The following is a 22,706-nucleotide window of genomic DNA, read 5'->3' as shown; positions in this document are numbered from 1 at the left end:
CGGGGCCATGCCCGTGATCGCCGATCCCCTGCCCGTCGTCCGTCGCACTCCCGTCGCGTGCCCCGTTCCGCTCCTGCGGGCGCGGGACGTGCCCCACGCCGCCCGCATCGCGGCACGCGGCGAGCTCGTGTCCGTCGTGCGCGGCGTCTACGCGCCGACCACGGAGTGGCGACCGCTGGCCCCGTGGGACCGATACGTGGCCCGCATCCACGCCACGATCCTCGTGCACCCGGGGCTCGTCCTGAGCCATGAGTCGGCCGCGGCGATCTGGGGGATGCCGATCCTCGGCGATCCCGGCGTCGTCCACGCCCTGAGCGATCCGACCCGCACCTCGCGCCTGCACGCGGGCCTCCGCATGCACACGACGACGGGCGCGCGGGACGTCGTGGACCTCGGCGGGTTCGCCGTCGTCTCGCCGTCGGACTGCGCCGTCGATCTCGCGCGAGCTCGGCACGTCGTGGTGGGGCTCATCGCAGCCGACGCCGCCCTGCGACTGGATCCGGCGGCATCCGTGGAGTCGCTCGTCGAGCAGAACGAGCAGCGACCGAGTTCGCGGGGGCGCCGCATCGCCCGGTGGCCCTTGCATCGTGCCCGGGCGGAGGCGGAGTCCACGCTCGAGTCCGCGAGCCGGGCGATCATCGAGCTGCTCGGCTACGAGGAACCCGAACTGCAGACGGAGTGGAGCGGACCGGGCGCGACCTATCGCTCCGACTTCTGGTGGCCCGGATCGGAGATCGTCGGCGAGGCGGACGGCGACCTCAAATACGACGGCCGGTTCGGCGACCCGGCGTCGTTGTTGCGCGCGCGCCGTGAGCGGGACCACAGACTCCGGTCACGCGGCATCCGGTCGGTCCTGCACTGGGGCTGGTCGGACCTCGTCGACCCCGATGCGCTGGACGGGATCCTCCGCGGCGCGGGTCTTCCGCGCATCGCGCTCCCCGACCCGTACCGTCTCGCGACGGCTCGCGCCGCGCTCGCGCCGCGTCTCCCCGCCGCGAGACTGCACGCACGCGCCGACACCGGGGCCTGAAGCCGCGGTCTCCTACGCTGCGTGCAGTCTCGGGGGCGGGGCGGGCTCGTGCGACGGCGCTCCGGGGTCCGCGGGGGCGGCAGCATCCCTCGCCGCGAGACTGCACGGACGCGCCGAGACCGAGGTGTTAGCCCGCGGTCTCGGCGTCAGCGTGCAGTCTCGCGAAAAGGGGCCGGGCGCCCGGCCGCCTCAGGCGAAGGCCTCGATCGGGGGGCAGGCGCAGACGAGGTTGCGGTCGCCGTAGGCGTTGTCGATGCGGCGGACGGGCGGCCAGTACTTCGTGCGCACGATGCCGGGTACGGGGTACACGGCGATCTCGCGGGGGTACGGATGCGCCCACTCGCTGGTGATGACGGATGCCGCGGAGTGCGGCGCGTTCACCAGCGGATTATCGTTCGCCGGCCACTCCCCCGCAGCCACGGCATCCGCTTCGGCCTTGATCGCGATCATCGCCTCGACGAAGCGGTCGAGCTCGGCGAGGTCCTCGGACTCCGTCGGCTCCACCATGAGAGTCCCCGCGACCGGGAACGACATCGTCGGGGCGTGGAAGCCGTAGTCGATGAGCCGCTTGGCGACGTCGTCGACCGTGATGCCCGTGGACTCCTTGAGCGGACGCAGGTCGAGGATGCACTCGTGCGCGACAAGCCCGCCCTCACCCGCGTACAGCACCGGGTAGTGGCCCTCCAGGCGACGCGCGACGTAGTTCGCCGCGAGCACCGCGGCGGCGGTCGCCTGCCGGAGTCCGTCGGCGCCCATCATCCGCACGTACGCCCACGAGATCGGCAGGATGGATGCCGAGCCGTAGGGCGCCGCCGAGACCGGACCGCCGTCGAACACGTGACCGCCGGCGTGCTCGGCTCGCTGCGCCATCGGGTGGGAGGGCAGGAACGGGGCGAGGTGCGCTTTCGCCGCGACGGGGCCCACACCGGGTCCGCCGCCGCCGTGCGGGATCGCGAACGTCTTGTGCAGGTTCAGGTGCGACACGTCGCCGCCCAGGTCGCCGAAGCGGGCGAACCCGAGCAGCGCGTTGAGGTTCGCACCGTCGACGTACACCTGACCGCCGGCGGCGTGGACGGCGCCGGTGATGTCCATGACGTCGTGCTCGTAGACGCCGTGCGTCGACGGGTACGTGATCATGAGCGCCGCGAGGCTGTCGGCGTGCGTCTCGACCTTGGCTCGTAGATCCGCCAGGTCGACGTTGCCGGCCTCGTCGCACGCGACGACGACGACCCGCATCCCCGCGAGGACGGCGGATGCCGCGTTGGTGCCGTGCGCGGACGACGGGATGAGGCAGACGTCCCGATGCAGGTCGCCGCGCGAGTGGTGATAGCCGCGGATGGCGAGGAGCCCCGCGAGCTCGCCCTGCGACCCGGCGTTCGGCTGCAGCGAGACCGCGTCGTACCCGGTGACCTCGGCGAGCCACGCCTCGAGCTGCTCGATCATGACGAGGTAGCCCGCGACGTCGTCGGCCGGCGCGAACGGGTGGACCCGCGCGAACTCGGGCCACGACACCGCCGCCATCTCGGTCGCCGCGTTGAGCTTCATCGTGCACGAGCCGAGCGGGATCATGCCGCGGTCGAGCGCGTAGTCGCGGTCGGCGAGCTGCTTCAGGTACCGCATCATGGCGGTCTCGGAGCGGTGCGTGTTGAACACCGGATGCGTCAGGTACTCGTCCACGCGACGGAGAGCCGCCGGCAGGTGGGCGTTCCGGTCCCGGAGGGGAACGAAGACCTTCGACGAGTCGACGCCGAAGACGGATGCCACGGCCTGCAGGTCCGCGACGGTCGTCGTCTCGTCAACCGAAATCCCGACGGAGTCGCTGTCGCGGAACCACAGCTGGTAGCCGCGGCGGCGCGCATCGGCGATGACGTCCTCCGCGCGTCCCGGAGTGCGGACCACGAGCGTGTCGAAGTACGCCTCGTGCAGGACCTCGGCGCCCGACCCGACCAGCCAGTCGCGCAGGAGCGACGCCTTGGCGGTGGTCTCCTCGGCGATCCGCTTGAGCCCGTCGGGGCCGTGGTAGACGGCGTACATCGCGGCCATGACGGCCAGCAGCACCTGGGCGGTGCAGATGTTCGACGTCGCCTTCTCGCGGCGGATGTGCTGCTCCCGGGTCTGCAGCGACAGACGGTAGGCGGGCTGGCCCGCGGCATCCATCGACACGCCGACCAGGCGCCCCGGCAGCTGACGCTCGAGACCGGCGCGGACGGCCATGTAGCCGGCGTGCGGTCCGCCGAAGCCCATGGGCACGCCGAAGCGCTGCGTCGTCCCGACGGCGACGTCCGCGCCCATCGATCCCGGGGAGCGGAGGAGCGTGAGCGCGAGGAGGTCGGCCGCGACGACGACGAGTCCCTTCTGCGCCTGCACGGCGGCGATGACGTCGGACGGGTCCCAGACCCGACCGGTCGCGCCGGGGTACTGCACGAAGGCGCCGAACGCCTCGGGGACCTCGGAGAAATCGGTCTCGAGGATCTCGACGCCGACGGCGGCGGCGCGGTGGTGCAGCAGCGCTTTCGTCTGCGGCATCGCGTCGGCGTCGACGAGGAACACGTTCGACGCGGACTTCGAGGCGCGGCGGGCGACCAGCATCCCCTCGACGACGGCCGTCGACTCGTCGAGCATCGACGCATTGGCGGTCGCGAGTCCCGTGAGGTCGGTCACCATCGTCTGGAAGTTGATGAGCGCCTCGAGACGGCCCTGCGAGATCTCGGGCTGGTACGGCGTGTACGCCGTGTACCAGGACGGGTTCTCGAGGACGTTCCGCTGGATGACCGACGGGGTCAGCGTGTCGTAGTAGCCGAGGCCGATCATCGCGCGCGCGGAGCGGTTCTGCGACGCGAGTTCGCGGAGCTCCGCGAGTGCCTCCGCCTCGGTCGCCGCGGGCGGGATGATGCTGTCGCGCTCGGCGACGTGGATCGCATCGGGCACAGCCGTGTCGACGAGACCCTCGACCGAGTCGCGGCCGAGGACGCGGAGCATCTCGGCCTGCGCGGCCGAGTCGGTGCCGATGTGGCGGTCGCGGAAGGTCGAGCTCACGCGTCGCCGCCCGTCAGTGCGACGTAGGCGTCGCGATCGAGGAGGTCGCCCGAGGGCGCCCCGTCGACCTTGATCTTGACGAGCCACGCGTCGAAGGCACCGGCGTTGACGGAGGATGGGTCGTCCACGACGGCGTCGTTGACCTCGACGACCTCTCCGGTCAGCGGCGCGTAGAGCTCGCCGACGGACTTGGTCGACTCGATCTCGCCGCAGGTGTCGCCCGCGGTGACGGCGGTGCCGACGGCGGGGAGCTCGACGAAGACGACGTCACCGAGCTTCTCGGCGGCGTAGTCGGTGATGCCGACGGTCGCGACGTCGCCGTCGAAGGCGATCCACTCGTGCTCGGCGGTGTAGGACAGGGCGGTGAGGTCGGTCATTTCTGTCTCCGGTAGAAGGGGAGGGCGGTGACGGTCGCGGGGATGCGGGTCCCCCGGACGTCGATGGTCAGGACGGTGCCCTCAGCGGATGCCGAGGGGTGGACGAGGGCCATCGCGACGGGATGGCCGAGGGTCGGGCTGAGGGCTCCCGAGGTGATCTCGCCGACGGTCTCGTCGCCGGAGAGCACGGCGTAGCCGGCACGACCGGCGCGGCGGCCCTCGGCGGCGAGACCGACGAGGACGGAAGCGCCGTCGAGGTCGCGGGTGGCGAGACCGTCCTTGCCGACGAACTCCTCCTTGTCGAGGGCGACGACGCGGCCGAGCCCGGCCTGCGCGGGGGCGATGTCCCGCGAGAGCTCGTGGCTGTAGAGCGGCATCCCCGCCTCCAGGCGGAGCGTGTCGCGGGCGGCGAGGCCCGCGGGCACGAGCCCGTGCGCGGCGCCCGCCTCGGAGACGGCGTGCCAGAGGCCCTCGGCGGTCTCGTTCGGCACCATGAGCTCGAAGCCGTCCTCGCCGGTGTACCCGGTGCGGGCGACGAACAGGCTCCGACCCTGGAACGACCCGAGCGCCCAGGAGTAGTAGGTCATGTCCGCGAACGCGGGATCGACGTCCTCGATCCCCGCGGTGGCTTCGAGGATGCCGCGGGCCGCTGGGCCCTGCACGGCGATGAGCGACATCCGGTCGGTGATGTCCTCGATGCGCGCGTCACCGGCCTCGACGGCGGCGAAGGCGGCCGCGACCTCGGCACGGTTGCCCGCGTTGGAGATGACGAGGAACTCGTCCTCGGTGATGCGGTACACGATGACGTCGTCGACGATGCCGCCGTCGTCCGCAAGGACGAGGGAGTACTTGGCCTTTCCCACCTTCATCGTCGAGAGCCGACCCGCGAGGGCACGGTCGAGGAAGTCCGCCGCCCCCGCACCCTCGATGCGGAACTCCGCCATGTGCGAGATGTCGAACAGTCCCGCGCTCCCCCGCACGGCGTGGTGCTCCGCGAGGTCCGACGTGTAGCGGACGGGCATCAGCCAGCCGCCGAAATCGGTGAAGGATGCGCCGAGCCGCTCGTGCAGCTCATGCAGCGGCGATCGCCGCGGCTCGGTCGTGGTCTCGGTCATGCCGTCTCCGCTCAACATTCCACGACGCTGACCGCGAGGCCGCCGAGCGCCGTCTCCTTGTACTTGCTGCTCATGTCCCGCCCCGTCTCGCGCATGGTCACGATGACCTCATCGAGCGAGACGCGATGGGTGCCGTCGCCCCACAGCGCCATCTTGGCGGCGTTGATCGCCTTCGCCGCGGCGATCGCGTTACGTTCGATGCACGGGATCTGCACGAGACCGCCGATCGGGTCGCACGTGAGGCCGAGATTGTGCTCCATCGCGATCTCGGCGGCGTTCTCGACCTGCCGAGGCGTCCCTCCCAGGACCTCCGCGAGTCCCGCGGCCGCCATCGACGACGCGGAACCGACCTCGCCCTGGCAACCGACCTCGGCACCCGAGATCGAGGCACGCGCCTTGTAGAGGACGCCGATCGCGGCCGCGGTGAGCAGGAAGGGGATGACGACCTCGTCGCGAGACCGCCCCTTCGCCGCGTAATGGGTCGCGTAGTGCAGGACGGCGGGGATGATCCCCGCGGCGCCGTTCGTCGGTGCGGTCACGATCCGCCCGCCGGACGCGTTCTCCTCGTTGACCGCGAGGGCGACGAAGTTCACCCACTCCTGCCAGAGGGCGGGATCGTCGCCCGTCGGGTCGTCGAGGCGCAGCCTGTTGCGCCAGGCGGGCGCGCGGCGCGGGACCCGCAGGCCGCCCGGCAGCATCCCCTCGCGCGAGGCACCGGAGACGACGCTCTCGCTCATGACATCGGCGAGATGCAGGATGCCGCCGTCGATCTCGTCGCCGGTGCGGGAGACGAGTTCGTTGCGGCGCTGGATCTCGGCCATCGACAGGTCCTCGCGGTCGCAGTGGGCGAGGAGCTCCGCCGCGGTCTCGAAGGGGAACGGGACGGATGCCGTCGCCGCCGCCTGCGCCTGCTCGCCGTCGCGCACGATGAAGCCGCCGCCGGTCGAGTAGTAGACGGCGTCGTCGAGGAGGACATCCGCGGCATCCCAGGCCCGCAGCCGCAGCCCGTTGGTGTGCCCCGGGAGGATCGTGAGGGGGTGGAGGATGACGTCGTCCTCGCACAGCGGGACGGCGCCCGTGCCGCCCACCCGCACCCGACGCTCGTCGGCGATCGCGGCCGTCCGCTCCTCGACCTGGGCGGGCAGGACCACGTCGGGCTCGAGGCCCTCGAGCCCGAGCAGGACGGCGGTCAGCGTGCCGTGTCCGCGACCGGTCGCCGCGAGGGAGCCGTACAGATCGACCTGCACGCGGTTCGCCGCGTCGGCATCGATGCGGGAGACGAAGTCCGCGGCGGCTCGCATCGGTCCCACCGTGTGCGAGCTGGACGGCCCGATACCGACGGTGAAGAGGTCGAAGACGCCGATGCTCGGAGTCATCGCGATGATCGAGCGGGTGGGTGTGACGGTGGGAACAACGGAACTCCTGACGGCGCAGCGGGATGCGGGTGAGTTCCTCCCCCTCTGTCATCGGCCTGAGAGATTTCACGGGCGATGCCCGCTTGCCCCGTCGGCGGGCATCCGAGAATGCCGCTTTTCAGAGTGACCATGTCGGCTCGGTACGGGGGCCTGAGAGATTCCGGGGAGGGATTGCTCCTTCGGCAGCCACGAGGGCTTCTCCCGAGCAGACGCGATGGTCCGGTGTGCGATTGTGAGCGCGAGCCTATCATCGGGGCCCGCTGCGCCGATACGGCGTCAGTCGCTCGTGCACTCCCCCGACGAGACCGTCGCCGCGTCGGGTGAGACCTCCAGCGCGGGGCGGAGCTCGTCGGTCGTCATCGCGTAGCCGCGCGATGCGTCGTCCTGGCCTCGGGCGAAGACCACACCGGTTACTTCGCCCGCCTCGGTGAGCAGCGGTCCGCCCGAGTTGCCGGGCCGAACGTCCGCCTGGAGCGCGTAGATCTCGCGGGGCTGCGAGCTCTTCTCGTAGATGTCCGAGACGATCGCGTCGCCCACCGACAGCACGTATGCCGCACTGCTGGTGAACGGACCGCCGAGGGGGTACCCCTGCACGGCGACCGGTGTGCCGGCCGCCACGTCGCCCACGATCGGGAGCGGGCGGGCGTCGAGCCCCGAGACGCTGATGACCGCGAGGTCGTCGATCGGGTCGAAGTAGACGATTCGCCCCTCCTCGGCATCGCGACCGGGGAGCTCCACGAGCGGGGTGTCGACACCGGCCACGACGTGGGCGTTCGTGACGACGAGGTCGGTCGCCACCACGAAACCGGATCCCGTCAGGGACGCGCCGCACGCGTACGCGTTGCCGCTGATGCGGGCGACGGATGCCCCGGCCCGCTCGAGCTGCGGATCGTCGAGCGCCACCGGGGGCGCCGTCGGCTCGACTTCGGGGGCGAGCAGTTCGCCGACGCGCGGGATGCCCTCGTCGACGATGAACCCGCGGAACTCGGCGAGCGCCGAATCGACCGCCGGCGGGGTCAGCGCGTCGATGGCGCCGAGCACGCGCGAGGAGGCGACGGCGGGGGCGACCACCGGCATCCCGGATCCGACGATCGCCCCGCTCGCGAGGAGGAGGACGAGGGCGGCTGCGGCGGTGTTGACGAGACCGCCCAGGATGCGGTCGAGCGGGGCGAGTTTGACCCGATCGACCCGTCGGCGCACGCGAGCGCCCACCGCCGTGCCGAGGGAGGCGAGGAGGACCACGATGGCCAGCGCGATGATCGCGAGCACGAGGCTGCGGTACTCCCACCCCGCGAAGGTCGGAGCGATGACGGGCGCCAGCCAGACAGCGAGGACGGCGCCGAGCACGACGCCGATCAGCGTGCCCGCCGTCGCGACGAGACCGCGCAGGAGTCCGCCGAACAGTGCGGCGATGAGCACGAGCACGACGATGATGTCGACGACGAGCACGGCGGCCTCCCTTGACGAGTCCGCCCGGGAGAGCCGGCGGTCACTCGTGATCAGCGTAGGACGCGGCTGCTGGGAAATCGGTTCGTGTCATCGTCCATGTTGCGGTTCGTGTCGAAGTGACCTTAAGATCGGTCCCGTACTTAAGGTCACCATGACAAGAACAACTCCCCCCGCTTCCATCGGCGTCGCCGTGTCGACGGTCATCTTCCGCCTGCGCCGCGAGGCCGACGACGCCCGCATCGAGCTGCCGCTCGTGCGCCGGACGCGCGACCCGCACGAGGGTCAGTGGGCTCTGCCCGGCGGGTGGGTGGACCCCGCGGAGAACCTCGAGGCCACGGCATCCCGCACCCTCGCAGAGACGACCGGGCTCTCACCGAGCTATCTCGAACAGCTCTACGCGTTCGGCGACCTCGGCCGCTCCCCCGGTCGGGTCGTCTCGATCGTGTACTGGGCGCTCGTGCGCGAGGATGTCACCGAAGCGACGGAACAGCACAATGTCGCCTGGTTCGATGCGACGGCCCTCCCCGCGCTCGCCTTCGATCACAACCACATCGTCGACTACGCCCTGTGGCGGCTGCGCAACAAGGTCGGCTACAGCCGCATCGCCCACGGCTTCCTCCCGGCCCGCTTCACGCTCGCCGAGCTGCGCGAGGTCTACGAGGCGATCCTCGGCAGGCGCCTCGACCCCGCCAACTTCCGCCGCCAGGTGGAGGGATCCGACACCCTCATCCCCACCGACGACTTCCGCACCGGAAGCCACCGGCCCGCCCGCCTCTACCGCTACAACCAGGACGTCGAGTTGGCCGACCGCGGCCCGCTCCCGCAGTGAAGGACCCGAACCGACATGAGCGCAACCCCCGTCACCCTGCAGCCGCGACCGATCGATACCCGACCGATCGATCCCAGCGTCGATCACGAGATCCAGGCGATCGTCGCCGGCGAGACCACCGCCGAGACCTGCAACACCGACCTCGCGGCCGGCCCGTGGACCTTCGACACCCGCCCCGGTTACGGACCCGGCTCGTCGATGGGCGACGTCATCCCGACCGGTGCTCCGCGACAGGGGCAGCTCCCGGCCGAGTACCGCGAGGCGGATGAGGCCGAGCTCGCGGCCCGCATCGTCGCCGCGAAGCACACCCTCGGCGAGCGCGTCGTCGTGCTGGGCCACTTCTACCAGCGCGAGGAGGTCGTCACCCACGCGGACTACGTCGGCGACAGCTTCCAGCTCGCCAACGCCGCCCTCGAGCACCCCGACGCCGAGGCGATCGTCTTCTGCGGTGTGCACTTCATGGCCGAGACCGCCGACCTCCTCTCCCGCCCCGAGCAGGCCGTCATCCTCCCCAATCTCGCCGCCGGGTGCTCGATGGCCGACATGGCCGACATCGACCAGGTCGAGGAGTGCTGGGAGCAGCTCTCCGACGTCTACGGCGACATGGATGCTCCGGATGCCGAGGGGCTGCTCCCCGTCATCCCCGTGACGTACATGAACTCCTCCGCCGCGATCAAGGGCTTCGTGGGCCGACACGGTGGGATCGTCTGCACCTCGTCCAACGCGCGGACGGTCCTCGAGTGGGCGTTCGCCCGTGGACGTCGCGTGCTCTTCTTCCCCGACCAGCACCTCGGCCGCAACACGGCGAAGGCCATGGGCGTCCTCCTCGAGCAGATGCCGATGTGGAATCCGCGGAAAGCGCTCGGCGGATCGAGCGAGGCGGAGCTCGCCGACGCCCGGGTCATCCTCTGGCACGGCTTCTGCTCGGTCCACCGCCGGTTCACGGTCGACCAGATCACCGCCGCGCGGGCGGAGCACCCCGGCGTCCGGGTGATCGTGCACCCCGAGTGCCCGATGAACGTCGTGGACGCGGCGGACGAGGCGGGATCGACGGACTACATTCGCAAGGCCATCGCCGCCGCCACCGAGCCCACGACGTTCGCGATCGGCACCGAGATCAACCTCGTCCAACGCTTGGCGGCGCAGTTCCCGCAGCACGAGATCTTCTGCCTGGACCCGGTCGTCTGCCCGTGCTCGACGATGTACCGGATCCACCCGGGCTACCTCGCCTGGATCCTCGAGGGGCTCGTCGCCGGAGAAGTCCGCAACCGGATCACCGTGCCGGCCGATGTCGCCCAGCCGGCGCGCGTCGCCCTCGAGCGGATGCTGGCGGCCAAGCCGTGACCACCGTCGTCGTGGTCGGCTCGGGCATCGCCGGGTTGACCGCCGCACTCCATGCGGATGCCGGTGGCTCGACGGTCACGATCGTCACCAAGAGCGAGCTCGCCGAAGCCAACACACGGTACGCGCAGGGCGGCATCGCGGGCGCGCTCTCCCCCGACGACCGGCCGATCGACCACGCGCGCGACACCCTCGTCGCCGGAGCGGGACTCGCCGATCCGGGCGCCGTCGACGTCCTGGTCACGGAGGGCCCCGATCGCATCCGGGACCTCATCGCGGCCGGCGTCCGGTTCGACCGGGACGCCGACGGGACGCTCCGCGCGGGCCTCGAGGGAGCGCACTCGTTCCCCCGCATCCTGCACGCCGGGGGCGACGCGACCGGTGCGGAGATCGAGCGCGCCCTCGTCGAGCAGATCCGCCGGAGCGGTATCCGCGTCCTCGAGCACACGTACGTGACCGACCTGGTCCGCCGGGAGGGTCGCGTCGCCGGTGTGGAGACCCTGGGCGGCGGGCGCCTCGAGGCGGACGCCGTGATCCTCGCGACCGGTGGCGCAGGCCGGCTGTTCGCCCACTCGACCAACCCCGCCGTGGCGACGGGTGACGGCATCGCCCTCGCCGCCCGGGCGGGCGCTGCCGTCCGAGACCTCGAGTTCGTGCAGTTCCACCCCACGGTGCTCGCCACGGGCGACGCTTTCCTCGTCTCGGAGGCCGTGCGCGGCGAGGGCGCTGTCCTCCGCGACGAGAGCGGACGCCGGTTCGCCCTCGACGTCCACCCGGACGGCGAGCTGGCGCCCCGCGACGTCGTCGCCCGTGCGATCACCGCCGCGATGGCGCACCAGGGCGGGCGTCCCGTCCTCCTCGACGCCACCGCGGTGCACAGCTCCGACCCCGACGAGCGATCACGGTTCCTCGCCGCCCGGTTCCCGACCATCGACGCCGCGGTCCGCTCGCGCGGGCTCGACTGGGCGCGCGAGCCGATCCCCGTGACGCCGGCCGCGCACTACCTGATGGGCGGCGTGGTCACCGACCTCGACGGCCGCACCGACGTTCCGGGCCTGTACGCGGTCGGAGAGGTCGCGCGGACCGGCGTCCACGGGGCGAACCGTCTCGCCTCGAACTCCCTCCTCGAAGGCGCCGTGTTCGGCGCCCGCGCCGGTGATGCCGCGGCCACGGACGGCGCGGCGTGGCCGGTGCCCGCCGGCACCGCCGCCGTCGTCGATGCGGCACCCGACGGCATCCCGCACCCGCCCTTCACCCGGCGCGCACTGCAGGAGCTCATGTGGGCGGATGCCGGGGTGACGCGTGACGGCGACGGCCTCCGCCGCGCGGCCCGCACCCTCGCGGCCTGGCGCACCTCCGCCACGCCGCCGGTGTCCCTGGCGGAGCACGAGGACGCCAACCTCCTGCTCGTCGCGGAGCTCATGGTCGCCGCCGCGCTCGCGCGGACCGGCTCGGTGGGTTCCCACCAGCGCACGGACGACCCGGCCTCCGCCGATGCGCGCGTCCGAACCGACCTGGAAGGGGCTGCGTGATGCTCTCACCCGCCGTCATCGAGACCACCGTCCGCGCAGCGCTCCTCGAGGACGCCCCGTGGGGCGACATCACGAGCGAGGCGCTGATCCCGGCATCCGCCACCGCGACGGCCGAACTCGTCGCGCGCGAAGCCGGCGTGTTCAGCGGCGGAACCGTCTTCTCCGCCGCGTTCACCCTCACGGACGACCGGGTCGAGGTGGACGTGCGTGTGACGGACGGCGCCCGCTTCGCGCGGGGCGACGTCCTCGCGGTCGTGACCGGACCCGCCCGCGCGATCCTGACCGCGGAGCGGATCGGCCTGAACTTCGTCCAGCGCATGTCGGGCATCGCGACGGTGACGGCCGCCTACGCGGATGCGGTGGCCGGGACGGGCGTGCGCATCGCCGACACCCGGAAGACGACACCGGGCCTGCGCGCCTTCGAGCGCCACGCGGTCCGCAGCGGCGGCGGCGCCAACCACCGTCATTCGCTGTCGGATGCCGTCATGGCCAAGGACAACCACCTCGCCGTCCTCACCCGCTCGGGGCTGTCGGTCACCGAGGCGATCGTCGACGCCAAGACCCGCCTGCCCCACACCGCCCACATCGAGGTCGAGGTCGACCGTCTCGACCAGATCGAGGCGGTGCTCGCCGCCGGCATCGGCACGATCATGCTCGACAACTTCACGCTCGAGGGCCTCCGGACGGGAGTCCTCCAGGTGGCGGGGAGGGCCACCGTCGAGGCGTCCGGCGGGGTCACGCTCGACACCGTGCGTGCGATCGCCGAGACCGGGGTCGACGTCATCTCGGTCGGTGCGCTGACACATTCCGCGCGGGCTCTCGACCTGGGACTCGACGTCCGCATCGACGAGGCCTGAGGTGCTCTACCTCGATCACGCGGCGACGGGCCCCGTCCGTCCCGAGGTGCGGGAGGCGATGCTGCCCTTCCTCGGCGAGCGCTACGGCAACCCGTCGAGCCACCACACGGTCGGAGAGGACGCCGCCGCCGTCCTCGCCGATGCGCGACGTCGCGTCGCGACCGTCCTCGGGATGCGACCGGGCGACGTGATCTTCACCTCGGGCGCGACGGAGGCGAACAACCTCGCGATCAAGGGTGTCGTCCTCGCGGGACTCCTCCGTCACGGCCGTCCCGGACACGTCGTGACGAGCGCTGTGGAGCACGAATCGATCCTCGCCTCCGTCGACTACCTCGAACGGGTCCACGGCACGGCGGTCACGCGACTCCCGGTCGATGCGGACGGCCTCGTCTCCCCCGAGGTCCTCGCCGACGCGCTGCGCGACGACACGGCGCTCGTGTCGCTCGGCTACGCGAACAACGAGATCGGGACGGTGCAGGATGCCGCCCGCCTCGCCGCCGTCACGGCGAACGCACGCGTCCCCTTCCACCTCGACGCCGTTCAGGCCGCCGGTTGGCTCCCCCTCGCGGGAACCGGCGCCGACGCTCTGTCGATCGCCGGCCACAAGATCGGCGCACCGCAGGGCATCGGAGCACTCGCGATCCGCGGCCGCATCCCCCTGGAACCGCTCCTCCACGGGGGCGGCCAGGAGCGCGATCGCCGCAGCGGCACGCAGAACGTCGCGGGCGCCGTGGGACTGGCGGTCGCCCTCGAGCTCGCCGAACGGGAACGCGGAACGTCGTCGGAGCGGGTCTCGGCGCTCCGACAGGCTGTCACCGAGCGCGTGCTCGCCCTCGTCCCCGAGGCCCGTCTCACGGGGCATCCGTCGCGCCGGCTCCCCGGGACGGCCAGCTTCACCTTCGCCGGGGTCAGCGGAGAGGCGGTCCTCCTCGAGCTCGAGCGTCGCGGTGTCGTCTCTTCGAGCGGATCCGCGTGCGCGGCCGGCAGCGACGAGCCGTCGCACGTCCTCCTCGCTCTCGGCGTCGCCCCCGAGGTCGCGCAGACGTCGGTCCGGTTCAGCTTCGGGCACCGCGCCGAGATCGACCCGGTGCCCCTCGCCGACGCGGTCGCCGCATCGGTCGCGGCGGTACGATCGCGGTGATGAGCACCCCGACCGTCACCGTGATCGTGCCCGGACGCGACGTCGGCGCGTTCGCCGAGGAAGCCCTCGCCTCCCTGCGCGCACAGACGCGTACGGATTTCCGCGCCCTCCTCGTCGACGACGCCTCCCGCGACGCGACGGCGGAGATCTTCGCCGCCACCGCCGCCGACGACCCGCGCTTCACGCTCTTGCGCCACGAGGTCGCGCAGGGACTCGGCGCCTCGCGCAACGAGGCGCTCGCCCTCGTCGACACCCCCTACGTCGGGTTCTTCGACGCCGACGACGTCATGACCCCCGGGGCGCTGGACCTGCTCGTCGGCAGCCTCGAGGACTCCGGCAGCGACATCGCCGTCGGCGCCTACGTGCGGTTGCGCGCGGATGCCGCCGGTCACTACTCCCCCGGTGTCGTCCAGCCGTGGGTCGCGGCATCCACCTCCCCCGGCCGGCGACGCACGACCCTCGCAGACCACCCCGACGTGTCGGGGAACATCGTCGCCTGGTCGAAGGTGAGCCGCACCGACCTCTGGCGTCGCGCAGGACTCCGCTTCACCGAGGAGCGCGCCTACGAGGACCAGGTGGTCGCGCAGCAGATGTACGTCGCCGCCTCGGCGATCGACGTGGTCCCCGACGTCGTCGTCCATTGGCGCGAGCGCGCCGACGGCACCTCGATCACCCAGCGCCGTCACGCCGTGTCGGTGCTGCGGGACTACCTCGATGGGATGCGCGGCGGGATCGACGTCCTCGACACCGCCGGATACCCGGCCGCCGCTCGCTCCCGCGTCCGCCTCATCCTCGACATGGACGTCCCGGGCCTCGTCCGGGTCGCCGAGCATCACCCCGACGACGCGTACCGGCAGCTGCTCGGCGCCTTCACACGCGATCTCGCCGATCGCGCCGCGCGCGAGGGCGTGACGGTCGACGAGTCATCCGCTCCGCTCGTGACCGCCGCGAGCGGGTGGTGAGCGCGCTCTAGCCCGCGCCCTCGATCCGGCCCGCCGCGACCTGTTGCGCGGCGAGCTCTGCATAGAGGCCGCCGGCGGCCAGCAACTCGGCGTGGGTGCCGGATTCGACGATGCGCCCCGCCTCGACGACGTGGATGACGTCGGCGGCGATCACGGTCGACAGTCGATGCGCGATCGACAGTGTCGTCCGGCCCCGCGCCGCCTCGTCGATCGCCTCTTGGACGACCCGCTCCGAGACGGTGTCGAGCGCGGAGGTCGCCTCGTCGAGCAGCAGCACCGGCGGGTCCTTCAGCAGCACGCGGGCGATCGCGATCCGCTGCTTCTCGCCGCCCGACAGGCGGTATCCGCGCTCTCCCACGACGGTGTCGTACCCGTCCTCGAAGCCGGCGATGACGTGGTGGATGTTGGCGGCGATGCACGCCGCCTCGATCTCGGCATCCGTCGCGTCTGGCCTCGCGTACCGCAGGTTGTCGCGGATCGTCGCATGGAAGAGGTAGGTCTCCTGCGACACGATCCCGATGCGGTCGATCACCGACGCCTGCGCGAGCGAGCGCAGGTCGGCTCCGGCGAACAGGACCGTCCCCGCGGTGGGCTCGTAGAGCCGCGGCGCCAGGTACAGGATCGTCGTCTTGCCGGCACCGGACGGCCCCACGAACGCGACATGCTGCCCCGGCTCGGCGACGAAGGACACGCCGTCGAGTGTTGCCGGGCTGTCGGGGCCGGCATCCGGATACCGGAACGACACGCCCCGGAACTCGATCCGCCCGACCGGGCCGGGTGCGTCCGCGACGTCGACCGCGGCCGCGGTGTCGGCGATCGCCGGCCGCAGGTCAAGGTACTCGAAGATGCGGGCGAACAGTGCCCGCGAGGTCTGCACGTCCAATGCGACGCGCATGAGCCCCATGAGCGGCATGAGAAGACGCGCCTGCACCGTCGTGAAGGCGACGACCGCGCCCGCGGTGATGGGCACGGCGTCCCCCGCGATGAAGAAGCCCGCGACGAGGTAGATGATCGCCGGGACCGACGACATGATGATCTGCACGACGGCGAAGAAGCCCTGCCCGCTCATCGCCTGCCGCACTTGCAGCCCGATCTGCGTACGGTTCTCGGTGGCGTAACGGTCGGACTCGGCCCGCTGGCGGTTGAAGGACTTCGACAGCAGGATGCCGGAGACGCTCAGGGTCTCCTGCGTGATGGCGCTGAGCTCCGACAGGGACTCCTGCGTCTGTCCGGCGATGCGCGCGCGCACCTGACCGACGCGTCGCTGCACGAGGATCAGCACGGGCATCATGACGACGGCGATGAGGGTCAGCCGGACGTCGATGAGGAGCATCGCGACGAGCGCGGAGATCACCGTGACCGTGTTGCCGAGGATGCTCGTGACCGTGTTGGTGAGGACGCCGGACACCCCGCCCACGTCGTTCTGCAGCCGCGACTGGATGACGCCCGTCTTCGTCCGGGTGAAGAAGCCGAGGTCCATGGCCTGCAGGTGGGCGAACATGCGCACCCGCAGGTCTCCCGTCACCTGGTTGCCGACGGTCGAGGTGAGCCAGGTCTGCGCGATCCCGAGCGCCGCGCCGAGGACGAACAGCCCGATCATCGAGAGGACCAGGACGCCCAGGAGCCCAAGCTGCGGCGCCGACCCGTCGACGGGGAAGAGCGCGTCGTCGAAGATGCGCTGGACGAGCAGCGGCGGGATCACCCCGACCGCCGCACCGAGGACCACGAGGATCGCCGTGACGACCAACCGGCGACGGTAGGGACGGAAGAGGGCGACCACGCGTCGACCGAGATCCGGGATGCGGGGAGCCGACGCGTTGCGCTCTCGCTGCGCCACCTCGTCGACAGCGCGGAACCCGCCGCGACCGCCTCCGGGTCCGCCCATGCTCATCCCGTCACCCTAGCCCCGCCGCGACACCACCGGCCGCGCGGGAATGCGCGGCGGTGCGCGCCGGTTAGGCTGAACGACCCGCGTCGCATGCGCTCTCTCGCGCCAGCTGCCCCGCCCCTCTGTCGAAGGACTCACGTGCCCCTGTCGGACACCGCCTCCACGCCCACCCTCTCGTCCGAGTCGGCTCCGCGCCGGACCGGGCCGGTCATCGCCCTGCTCGTCGTCGCCGCCTTCGTCGTCATCCTGAACGAGACGACCATGAGCGTCGCCCTGACCGACATCGTCGCCGACCTCGGGATCACCGTCGCCACCGGCCAGTGGCTCACGACGGGCTTCCTCCTGACGATGGCGGTCGTCATCCCGCTGACCGGTTTCCTGCTCGAGCGCTTCCCCCTCCGCACGGTCTTCTTCACCGCCATGAGCCTGTTCGCGGCGGGCACTCTGATCGCCGCCCTCGCCCCCGACTTCGGGTTCCTCCTCGCGGGGCGCATCGTGCAGGCGAGCGGCACCGCGATCATGATGCCGCTGCTGTTCACGACGGTCCTCAACATCGTCCCGCCGTCTCACCGCGGCCGGATGATGGGCACCATCACCGTGGTCATCGCCGTCGCCCCCGCGATCGGACCCACGGTCTCGGGTCTGATCCTGTCGACGCTGACCTGGCACGCGATCTTCTGGGTGATGCTCCCCATCGCCCTCATCGCGATCGCCCTCGGCGCGGTCTGGGTGAAGAACGTCACCGAGACGCGCGCCGACGCCCGCTTCGACGTCCTCTCCGTTCCGCTGTCCGCGCTCGGCTTCGGCGGGCTCATCTACGCCTTCAGCGCGATCGGCGAGTCCGCGTCGGGGCACGCTCCCATCCCCGTCGCGATCCCCCTCGCGGTCGGCGCCGTGGCCCTCGTCCTGTTCGTGCTGCGCCAGCTGCACCTGCAGAAGACCGACAGTGCACTCCTCGACCTCCGCACGTTCCAGACCCGGACCTTCTCGCTGGCGGTCGTGCTGGTGGTCGTGGTCTTCGCGGCGCTGTTCGGCTCCATCGTCCTGCTGCCGATCTACCTGCAGCAGGTGCTCGGCCTCGACGTCCTCGGCATCGGGCTCATGCTGCTTCCCGGCGGCATCCTGATGGGTGTCATGGCGCCGTTCGTCGGCAACGCCTTCGACCGTTTCGGCCCCACGCCCCTGGTGATCCCCGGCATGATCATCGCGGCCGCCGCCCTGTGGGGCATGACGCTGTTCGACGTGAACACCGGGGTGCCCTTCGTCATCGCGGTGCACCTCGCCCTGAACCTCGGACTCGGCCTGACGTTCACGCCACTGCTGACCTCGGCGCTCGGCTCACTTCCCCGCCGGTTCTACCCGTACGGGTCGGCGACCGTGGGGACTCTCCAGCAGGTCGCCGGTGCTGCCGGGACCGCGCTCTTCGTGACGATCATGACCGTGACCACCGCCGCGCGGATGGCGGACGGGACCGATGAGGTGCTCGCGAAGGCGGACGGCGTCCACGCGGCGTTCGTGGTCGGGGCCATCGTCGCGACCGCAGCGGTCGGGCTCGCCCTGTTCGTCCGCAAGCCCGCCGAGACCGACGCGGACGGAGCCCCTGCGCTCGCGCACTGACCGCGGCGAAGCGACGCCTCAGGCCGCCTCAGGCTGAGGCAGCGCGGGTCAGTTGGTGCTGCAGCAGCCCCCGCCGCAGCACGATGCGCCCTCGTCCAGGAGTTCGAGGGCGTCCGTGTCCTCCGTCACGTTCGACAGCGTCGAGATCGGCTGCAGGGACGGGGTCGGCAGGTTCGAGGTGGCCATGCCGTCCATGCTACGCCGCGTAACCGGCACCGGCTCAGGGGTCAAGGGCCTGAACCTCCCGCGCCGCGCCGCTTAGCGTCGAGGGCATGAGCACCCTCACCGGAAAGCGCGTCGCCTTCCTCGCGACCGATGGATTCGAAGACAGCGAACTGACCTCCCCCTGGCAGGCCGTGACGGATGCCGGGGCCGCAGCGATCATGATCGCTCCCGACTCGGGCAGCATCACCGGCAAGAAAGGGCACGAGCAGCGCGTCGACGTCACCTCCGACGACGCCGACGCAGCCGAGTACGACGCGCTCGTCCTCCCCGGAGGCGTCGTGAACGCCGACGACCTCCGACTGGATGCCTCGGCCGTGCGCTTCGCCCGCGACTTCTTCGCCCAGCACAAGCCGGTCGGGGCGATCTGCCACGCGGCGTGGCTGCTCGTCGAGGCGGACGTCCTCGGGGGTCGCACGCTCACGAGCTACCCGAGCCTGCACACCGACCTCGTCAACGCCGGGGCCACCTGGCACGACGAAGAGGTCGTCGTCGACGCCGGGCTCGTCTCGAGCCGCACGCCCGACGACCTGCCGGCCTTCAACGCCAAGCTGGTCGAGGAGATCGCCGAAGGACGTCACGCGGCGCAGACCGTCTGATCCCCCGCGCTCGACGCCCCCGGCCGCGACTCAGTCGCGCGGGGGCGTCGTGCGTCGACGGGCCACCGCGATCGCGACGACCACCGCGACGACGACCACGACCACGATGCCGCCCACGACGAACGGCACCACAGAGATGCCGTCACCACCGGCATCCGGGGTCGCCTGCGAGGACTGCAGAGGCGTCGCGTCGCCGACCGCGAAGGGGATCGTGCCGCTGATCGGGTGACCGTCGCTGGAGACGACCCGCCACTCCACGAGGTACCCCGCCTCGGGCATGCCCGAGGCGACGGGGACGGTGAGCGTGTTCGTGTCGATGGCGGGGTCCCCGTCGGTCCAGTCCTTGCCCGAGGCATCCAGCACGACGATCTCGGCCCCCTCGTGCAGGATCGCGGCGGAGTAGGTGAGGACGACCGATGTGGGGGCCGTGCTCAGCTGCTCGTTCGGCGAGGGCGTGCTGCCGAGGAGTTCGTCGTGCGCGGACGCGGGGCCGGCGACCGTGAAGATGAGGAGTGCCGCGAGACCGGCCGAGAACGCGGCGATACGGGACCACGCGGATCGAACGGACGTCGGAGGCGGCGAGGCGACGGGCATGCGTCCAGCCTGCCATCCCCGCCTGTGCGTCGCCTGCCTCGCGGCGGCTTACCCGGGGTCCCGGTCCGGAGCAAGCCCCGAGCACCGCCTCGGCGCGGCATCTATCGTGACGACCGAACCCACCGGAAGGACACCGAGATGGACACGACCGACAGCGGACCCGAAGACCTCGCCCCCGACGTGGAGGGTCCCGAGGACCGGGGCGCCCCCTCCGCCGAGGCGCATTATCTGGTGACGGAGCACGATGGCGTCACCCGGGTCGACATCGCCGACGATGCCGCGTTCCGTCCGGGACCCGGACAGGGGCAGCCCGAAGCCGACGCGGAGTAGGGCTGGAGCGTCAGACGCCGAGCAGATCCTCGGGGCGGGTGCCGTACGCGGCCAGGTGATGCCGACGGAGCCCCTCCTCCGTGAACCCCCACCGCGACGCGATCTCACTCAGATCGTCGACCGACCCCATCGCGGTTCCGACGATGTCTGCGTGGGCGGCGTCCAGTCGGACGGCCGTGAGGTGTTCCAGTGGAGAGCGCCCCGCGACAGAGTGCGCCCGGAATGCGCGTCGGAGCGCACCGCTTCCGACACCGGCCGCCGCCGCCGCGTCGTCGACCGTGATCGGGAGTGAGGCGTTCTGCTCGAAGAACGACACCGCAGCGCGGTAGGCCCGCTGCTGCTGGGCGACGCTCTCCACGCGCTGGGCGCGATCGCCGATGAGCGGGAACGCTTCGAGCGTCGACACCGCGATCGAGCGGAACATGGAGGCGCGCGCGAGATCGTTGTCGAGAGTCGCCTCAGCGGAGAACGCCAGAGCGGACGCCGATCGCCAGGCACGCAGGAGCGTCGGGTCGGCGGGACGCGTGCCGTCGAAACGTACCGCGAGGGTGTCATCGTTGTAGACGGTCCGGGCGAGGTCCGTCAACGCGTCCATCGGCAACGCGACCACCTGCACGCGAGTGTCCTGGAGGCGGCAGGCGAGGGTCGATCCGGGTTGGAAGAGGACGGGATCCGCCGCGTCGCCGCGTTCGCCGTCGATCTCCCACTCGTACCGTGCGTCGCTGTGCACCACGATGATCGCGTCGAGGTCGCACTCCGCGCTGTACCCGCCACCGATGTTCAGCCGCCGCAGCGCGAATCGCTCGTCCCCGACGCTCGATTCCTCGAACGTGAGGTCTTGTGCGTCGAGATCGACGCTCCCGTAACTGCGGGTGATGTAGGCCTCCGCCTCACCGAGATCGGCGGAGCGGAAATGCTCACGGAGCGCGGGCACGCTGTCCTTCTCTCCCCTGTCGACTGCGGTCCGACGGGACCCTCGTTCCCAGGGTACGTCCCGCGGTGCATCTCGGGACGACTCTGATACTGCGTATTACGGATGATGTGCGCATAATGGATATCACGAACCCCGAAAGGACCCCGTGGGCAAGTTCATCTACAACGACCGCATCCGAGCCGACTTCGAGGATCGCCTGCTGGCGCACCTGCAGCTGGTCATCACCACGAAGCTGCGCCGCGGCGAAGCGTTCACATTCATGTGGCGGAACGATCAGAGCCTCGGCGACGGGCGTCAGGTCGTGTGGCTGCATCCTGGTGCAGACCTGCACTGGCAGTACTTCGGCAGCCGACAGCCTTCGCTCAACCCCGCCTGGCTCGACGCGCTGAGCCACGTCGCGAACTCCCCGACGGGCCTGTACGTCGTGCCCGAGCCGCAGGGCGCCTCGGTGCCGGCATCCAGCGGATCCATCTGATGAGGTCGAGAAGATGAGGCATGCCAGCTGACGGCGCCTCCCGCGTCCTCGACACGACGCGCGAGGCGTTCGACATCAAGTCCGCCGGAGAGGCGCTCCGTCATGTCGCCTCGGGCGTGACCATCCGCGAGGCGGATTCGGCCTTCTCACTGCATCAGCGGACCCTCGGGGACGACAGGCTCAGACTCACCCGGCTCCGCACCACGGGCTTCCTCCACGCGCACGTCGACGTGTCGGGATACGTCGCCGTGGGTCGCGTCGCCAGCGGCGGGGTCCGCGCCGTGAGCAACGACTCACCTCTGGACGTCAGTGCCCCCTTCCTCCTGACGCCCGGCTCAGCCGAGACATGGTCCTCGACGGCCGATGCGGAGGCCATCGGCCTCGATCTCGCGGCGCTCGGAGCGTTCTCGGGCCGTGACCTCAGCTCCGCCGGACGCTTCCCGCATCGGGGCGCCCTCACGTCGGACCTGCAGGACCACTGGGAGGCGACGATCGCTCATGTGAGTCGGATCTTCGACGACGAAACCCTCCTTCGCAACGACCTCATCCGACAGGCTGCCGTCGACGCCGTCTTCGCCGCGACGGTCAGCACCTTCGGCATCGACGCCGAAACGGGCGAGTCGACTGGCGGCTCCGCGGCCGTCACCCGTGCGACGGACTTCATCGACGACCACCTCGGCGAGCCGCTCAGCGTCGCCGACATCGCCGCCGCGGCCCGTCTCAGCGTCAGGGGCCTCCAAAGCGCCTTCCAGCGGACGCTGGGCGTGACGCCCGCGTCGTACGTCCGTGCGGCTCGGCTCGTGGCTGTGAACCGCGACCTGACGTCAGCGGATGCCGAGGCGATCACCGTCGCAGAGATCGCCCGACGGTGGGGGTTCGCCCACCTCCCGAGGTTCGCTCAGCACTACCGGGCGGAGTTCGGGGAACTCCCCCACGAGACGCTTCGCCGCTGACCGGCGCCGC

At 71.3% G+C, this 22,706-nt stretch carries 21 protein-coding genes and 2 riboswitches; of the genes, 12 read left to right on the top strand and 9 right to left on the bottom strand.

Annotation, left to right across the window (positions count from 1 at the left end; all coding sequences use genetic code 11):
• Window positions 1-7 precede the first annotated feature (7 nt).
• A complete protein-coding gene (locus Q9S78_RS09965) occupies window positions 8-1,030 on the top strand; it encodes a hypothetical protein (RefSeq protein WP_311870132.1) in 1,023 nt (340 codons plus the stop codon).
• A gap of 189 nt (window positions 1,031-1,219) precedes the next feature.
• On the opposite strand, the gene gcvP is transcribed toward Q9S78_RS09965, so the two are convergent.
• From gcvP to Q9S78_RS09940, 5 genes are all read right to left on the bottom strand, one after another.
• Window positions 1,220-4,009: an aminomethyl-transferring glycine dehydrogenase gene (gene gcvP, locus Q9S78_RS09960; protein ID WP_376716549.1), complete on the bottom strand. Its 2,790-nt coding sequence runs from the start codon at window positions 4,007-4,009 to the stop codon at window positions 1,220-1,222.
• 53 nt (window positions 4,010-4,062) lie between these two features.
• Window positions 4,063-4,443: a glycine cleavage system protein GcvH gene (gene gcvH, locus Q9S78_RS09955; RefSeq protein ID WP_018188294.1), complete on the bottom strand. Its 381-nt coding sequence runs from the start codon at window positions 4,441-4,443 to the stop codon at window positions 4,063-4,065.
• The gene (gcvT, locus tag Q9S78_RS09950) at window positions 4,440-5,558 is read right to left on the bottom strand and encodes a glycine cleavage system aminomethyltransferase GcvT (RefSeq protein ID WP_311870130.1); all 1,119 of its coding nucleotides are present in this window, start codon (window positions 5,556-5,558) and stop codon (window positions 4,440-4,442) included. Before gcvT ends, gcvH begins: the two co-directional genes overlap by 4 nt.
• Before the next feature lie 11 nt (window positions 5,559-5,569).
• Window positions 5,570-6,934 carry an L-serine ammonia-lyase gene (locus Q9S78_RS09945; RefSeq protein WP_311857008.1) on the bottom strand — a complete coding sequence of 455 codons (1,365 nt, stop codon included), beginning with the start codon at window positions 6,932-6,934 and terminating at the stop codon, window positions 5,570-5,572.
• A 74-nt stretch (window positions 6,935-7,008) separates the two neighbouring features.
• A riboswitch (glycine riboswitch) is annotated at window positions 7,009-7,100 on the bottom strand.
• Between the two features lies 1 nt (window position 7,101).
• Window positions 7,102-7,187: riboswitch (glycine riboswitch) on the bottom strand.
• A gap of 62 nt (window positions 7,188-7,249) precedes the next feature.
• Window positions 7,250-8,422, bottom strand: a complete 1,173-nt coding sequence (locus Q9S78_RS09940; RefSeq protein ID WP_311870129.1) for a MarP family serine protease — start codon at window positions 8,420-8,422, stop codon at window positions 7,250-7,252.
• A 151-nt stretch (window positions 8,423-8,573) separates the two neighbouring features.
• On the opposite strand from Q9S78_RS09940, the gene Q9S78_RS09935 reads away from it, so the two are divergent.
• Genes Q9S78_RS09935 through Q9S78_RS09910 form a run of 6 tightly spaced genes read left to right on the top strand, consistent with a single transcriptional unit; the run spans window position 8,574 to window position 15,084 of the window.
• Window positions 8,574-9,251, top strand: coding sequence for an NUDIX hydrolase (locus Q9S78_RS09935; protein WP_311870128.1), 678 nt, complete (start codon window positions 8,574-8,576; stop codon window positions 9,249-9,251).
• Between the two features lie 15 nt (window positions 9,252-9,266).
• Window positions 9,267-10,595 (top strand): quinolinate synthase NadA, encoded by a 1,329-nt coding sequence (nadA, locus tag Q9S78_RS09930; RefSeq protein ID WP_311870127.1) that lies wholly within the window; start codon window positions 9,267-9,269, stop codon window positions 10,593-10,595.
• A complete protein-coding gene (gene nadB, locus Q9S78_RS09925; RefSeq protein WP_311870126.1) occupies window positions 10,592-12,124 on the top strand; it encodes an L-aspartate oxidase in 1,533 nt (510 codons plus the stop codon). Before nadA ends, nadB begins: the two co-directional genes overlap by 4 nt.
• Entirely contained in the window at window positions 12,124-12,981 is an 858-nt protein-coding gene (gene nadC / locus Q9S78_RS09920; protein ID WP_311870125.1) for a carboxylating nicotinate-nucleotide diphosphorylase, read from the top strand. The genes nadB and nadC overlap by 1 nt, the downstream gene beginning before the upstream one ends.
• Before the next feature lies 1 nt (window position 12,982).
• On the top strand, window positions 12,983-14,122 hold the full coding sequence (locus tag Q9S78_RS09915; protein ID WP_311870124.1) for a cysteine desulfurase family protein: 1,140 nt from the start codon (window positions 12,983-12,985) through the stop codon (window positions 14,120-14,122).
• Window positions 14,122-15,084 (top strand): glycosyltransferase family 2 protein, encoded by a 963-nt coding sequence (locus Q9S78_RS09910; protein WP_311870123.1) that lies wholly within the window; start codon window positions 14,122-14,124, stop codon window positions 15,082-15,084. Before Q9S78_RS09915 ends, Q9S78_RS09910 begins: the two co-directional genes overlap by 1 nt.
• Before the next feature lie 7 nt (window positions 15,085-15,091).
• On the opposite strand, the gene Q9S78_RS09905 is transcribed toward Q9S78_RS09910, so the two are convergent.
• Entirely contained in the window at window positions 15,092-16,969 is a 1,878-nt protein-coding gene (locus Q9S78_RS09905; RefSeq protein WP_376716548.1) for an ABC transporter ATP-binding protein, read from the bottom strand.
• A 141-nt stretch (window positions 16,970-17,110) separates the two neighbouring features.
• Between Q9S78_RS09905 and Q9S78_RS09900 the strand changes: the two genes are divergently transcribed.
• A complete protein-coding gene (locus Q9S78_RS09900) occupies window positions 17,111-18,589 on the top strand; it encodes an MDR family MFS transporter (RefSeq protein ID WP_020097078.1) in 1,479 nt (492 codons plus the stop codon).
• Window positions 18,590-18,637: 48 nt separating this feature from the next.
• Here the strand turns inward: Q9S78_RS09900 and Q9S78_RS09895 are convergent, their stop codons facing one another.
• Window positions 18,638-18,775 (bottom strand): hypothetical protein, encoded by a 138-nt coding sequence (locus Q9S78_RS09895; RefSeq protein ID WP_311870121.1) that lies wholly within the window; start codon window positions 18,773-18,775, stop codon window positions 18,638-18,640.
• A gap of 86 nt (window positions 18,776-18,861) precedes the next feature.
• On the opposite strand from Q9S78_RS09895, the gene Q9S78_RS09890 reads away from it, so the two are divergent.
• Window positions 18,862-19,410 (top strand): type 1 glutamine amidotransferase domain-containing protein, encoded by a 549-nt coding sequence (locus Q9S78_RS09890; protein WP_311870120.1) that lies wholly within the window; start codon window positions 18,862-18,864, stop codon window positions 19,408-19,410.
• Between the two features lie 30 nt (window positions 19,411-19,440).
• On the opposite strand, the gene Q9S78_RS09885 is transcribed toward Q9S78_RS09890, so the two are convergent.
• The gene (locus tag Q9S78_RS09885; RefSeq protein ID WP_311870119.1) at window positions 19,441-20,004 is read right to left on the bottom strand and encodes a copper resistance CopC family protein; all 564 of its coding nucleotides are present in this window, start codon (window positions 20,002-20,004) and stop codon (window positions 19,441-19,443) included.
• Between the two features lie 138 nt (window positions 20,005-20,142).
• Between Q9S78_RS09885 and Q9S78_RS09880 the strand changes: the two genes are divergently transcribed.
• Window positions 20,143-20,334, top strand: coding sequence for a hypothetical protein (locus tag Q9S78_RS09880; protein WP_020097075.1), 192 nt, complete (start codon window positions 20,143-20,145; stop codon window positions 20,332-20,334).
• Window positions 20,335-20,344: 10 nt separating this feature from the next.
• Here Q9S78_RS09880 and Q9S78_RS09875 read toward each other — a convergent pair whose 3' ends face one another.
• A complete protein-coding gene (locus tag Q9S78_RS09875; protein WP_311870118.1) occupies window positions 20,345-21,268 on the bottom strand; it encodes a helix-turn-helix transcriptional regulator in 924 nt (307 codons plus the stop codon).
• Between the two features lie 145 nt (window positions 21,269-21,413).
• On the opposite strand from Q9S78_RS09875, the gene Q9S78_RS09870 reads away from it, so the two are divergent.
• Together Q9S78_RS09870 and Q9S78_RS09865 are read left to right on the top strand one after the other, a co-directional pair.
• Window positions 21,414-21,743: a DUF7882 family protein gene (locus tag Q9S78_RS09870; RefSeq protein ID WP_018188311.1), complete on the top strand. Its 330-nt coding sequence runs from the start codon at window positions 21,414-21,416 to the stop codon at window positions 21,741-21,743.
• 20 nt (window positions 21,744-21,763) lie between these two features.
• Window positions 21,764-22,696 carry a helix-turn-helix transcriptional regulator gene (locus Q9S78_RS09865; protein ID WP_018188312.1) on the top strand — a complete coding sequence of 311 codons (933 nt, stop codon included), beginning with the start codon at window positions 21,764-21,766 and terminating at the stop codon, window positions 22,694-22,696.
• Window positions 22,697-22,706: the final 10 nt, after the last annotated feature.

The sequence above is a fragment of the Microbacterium aquilitoris genome (assembly GCF_031932285.1).
GTDB classification, from domain to species: Bacteria; Actinomycetota; Actinomycetes; order Actinomycetales; family Microbacteriaceae; genus Microbacterium; species Microbacterium aquilitoris.
This window is presented reverse-complemented; position numbering and strand designations above follow the sequence as displayed.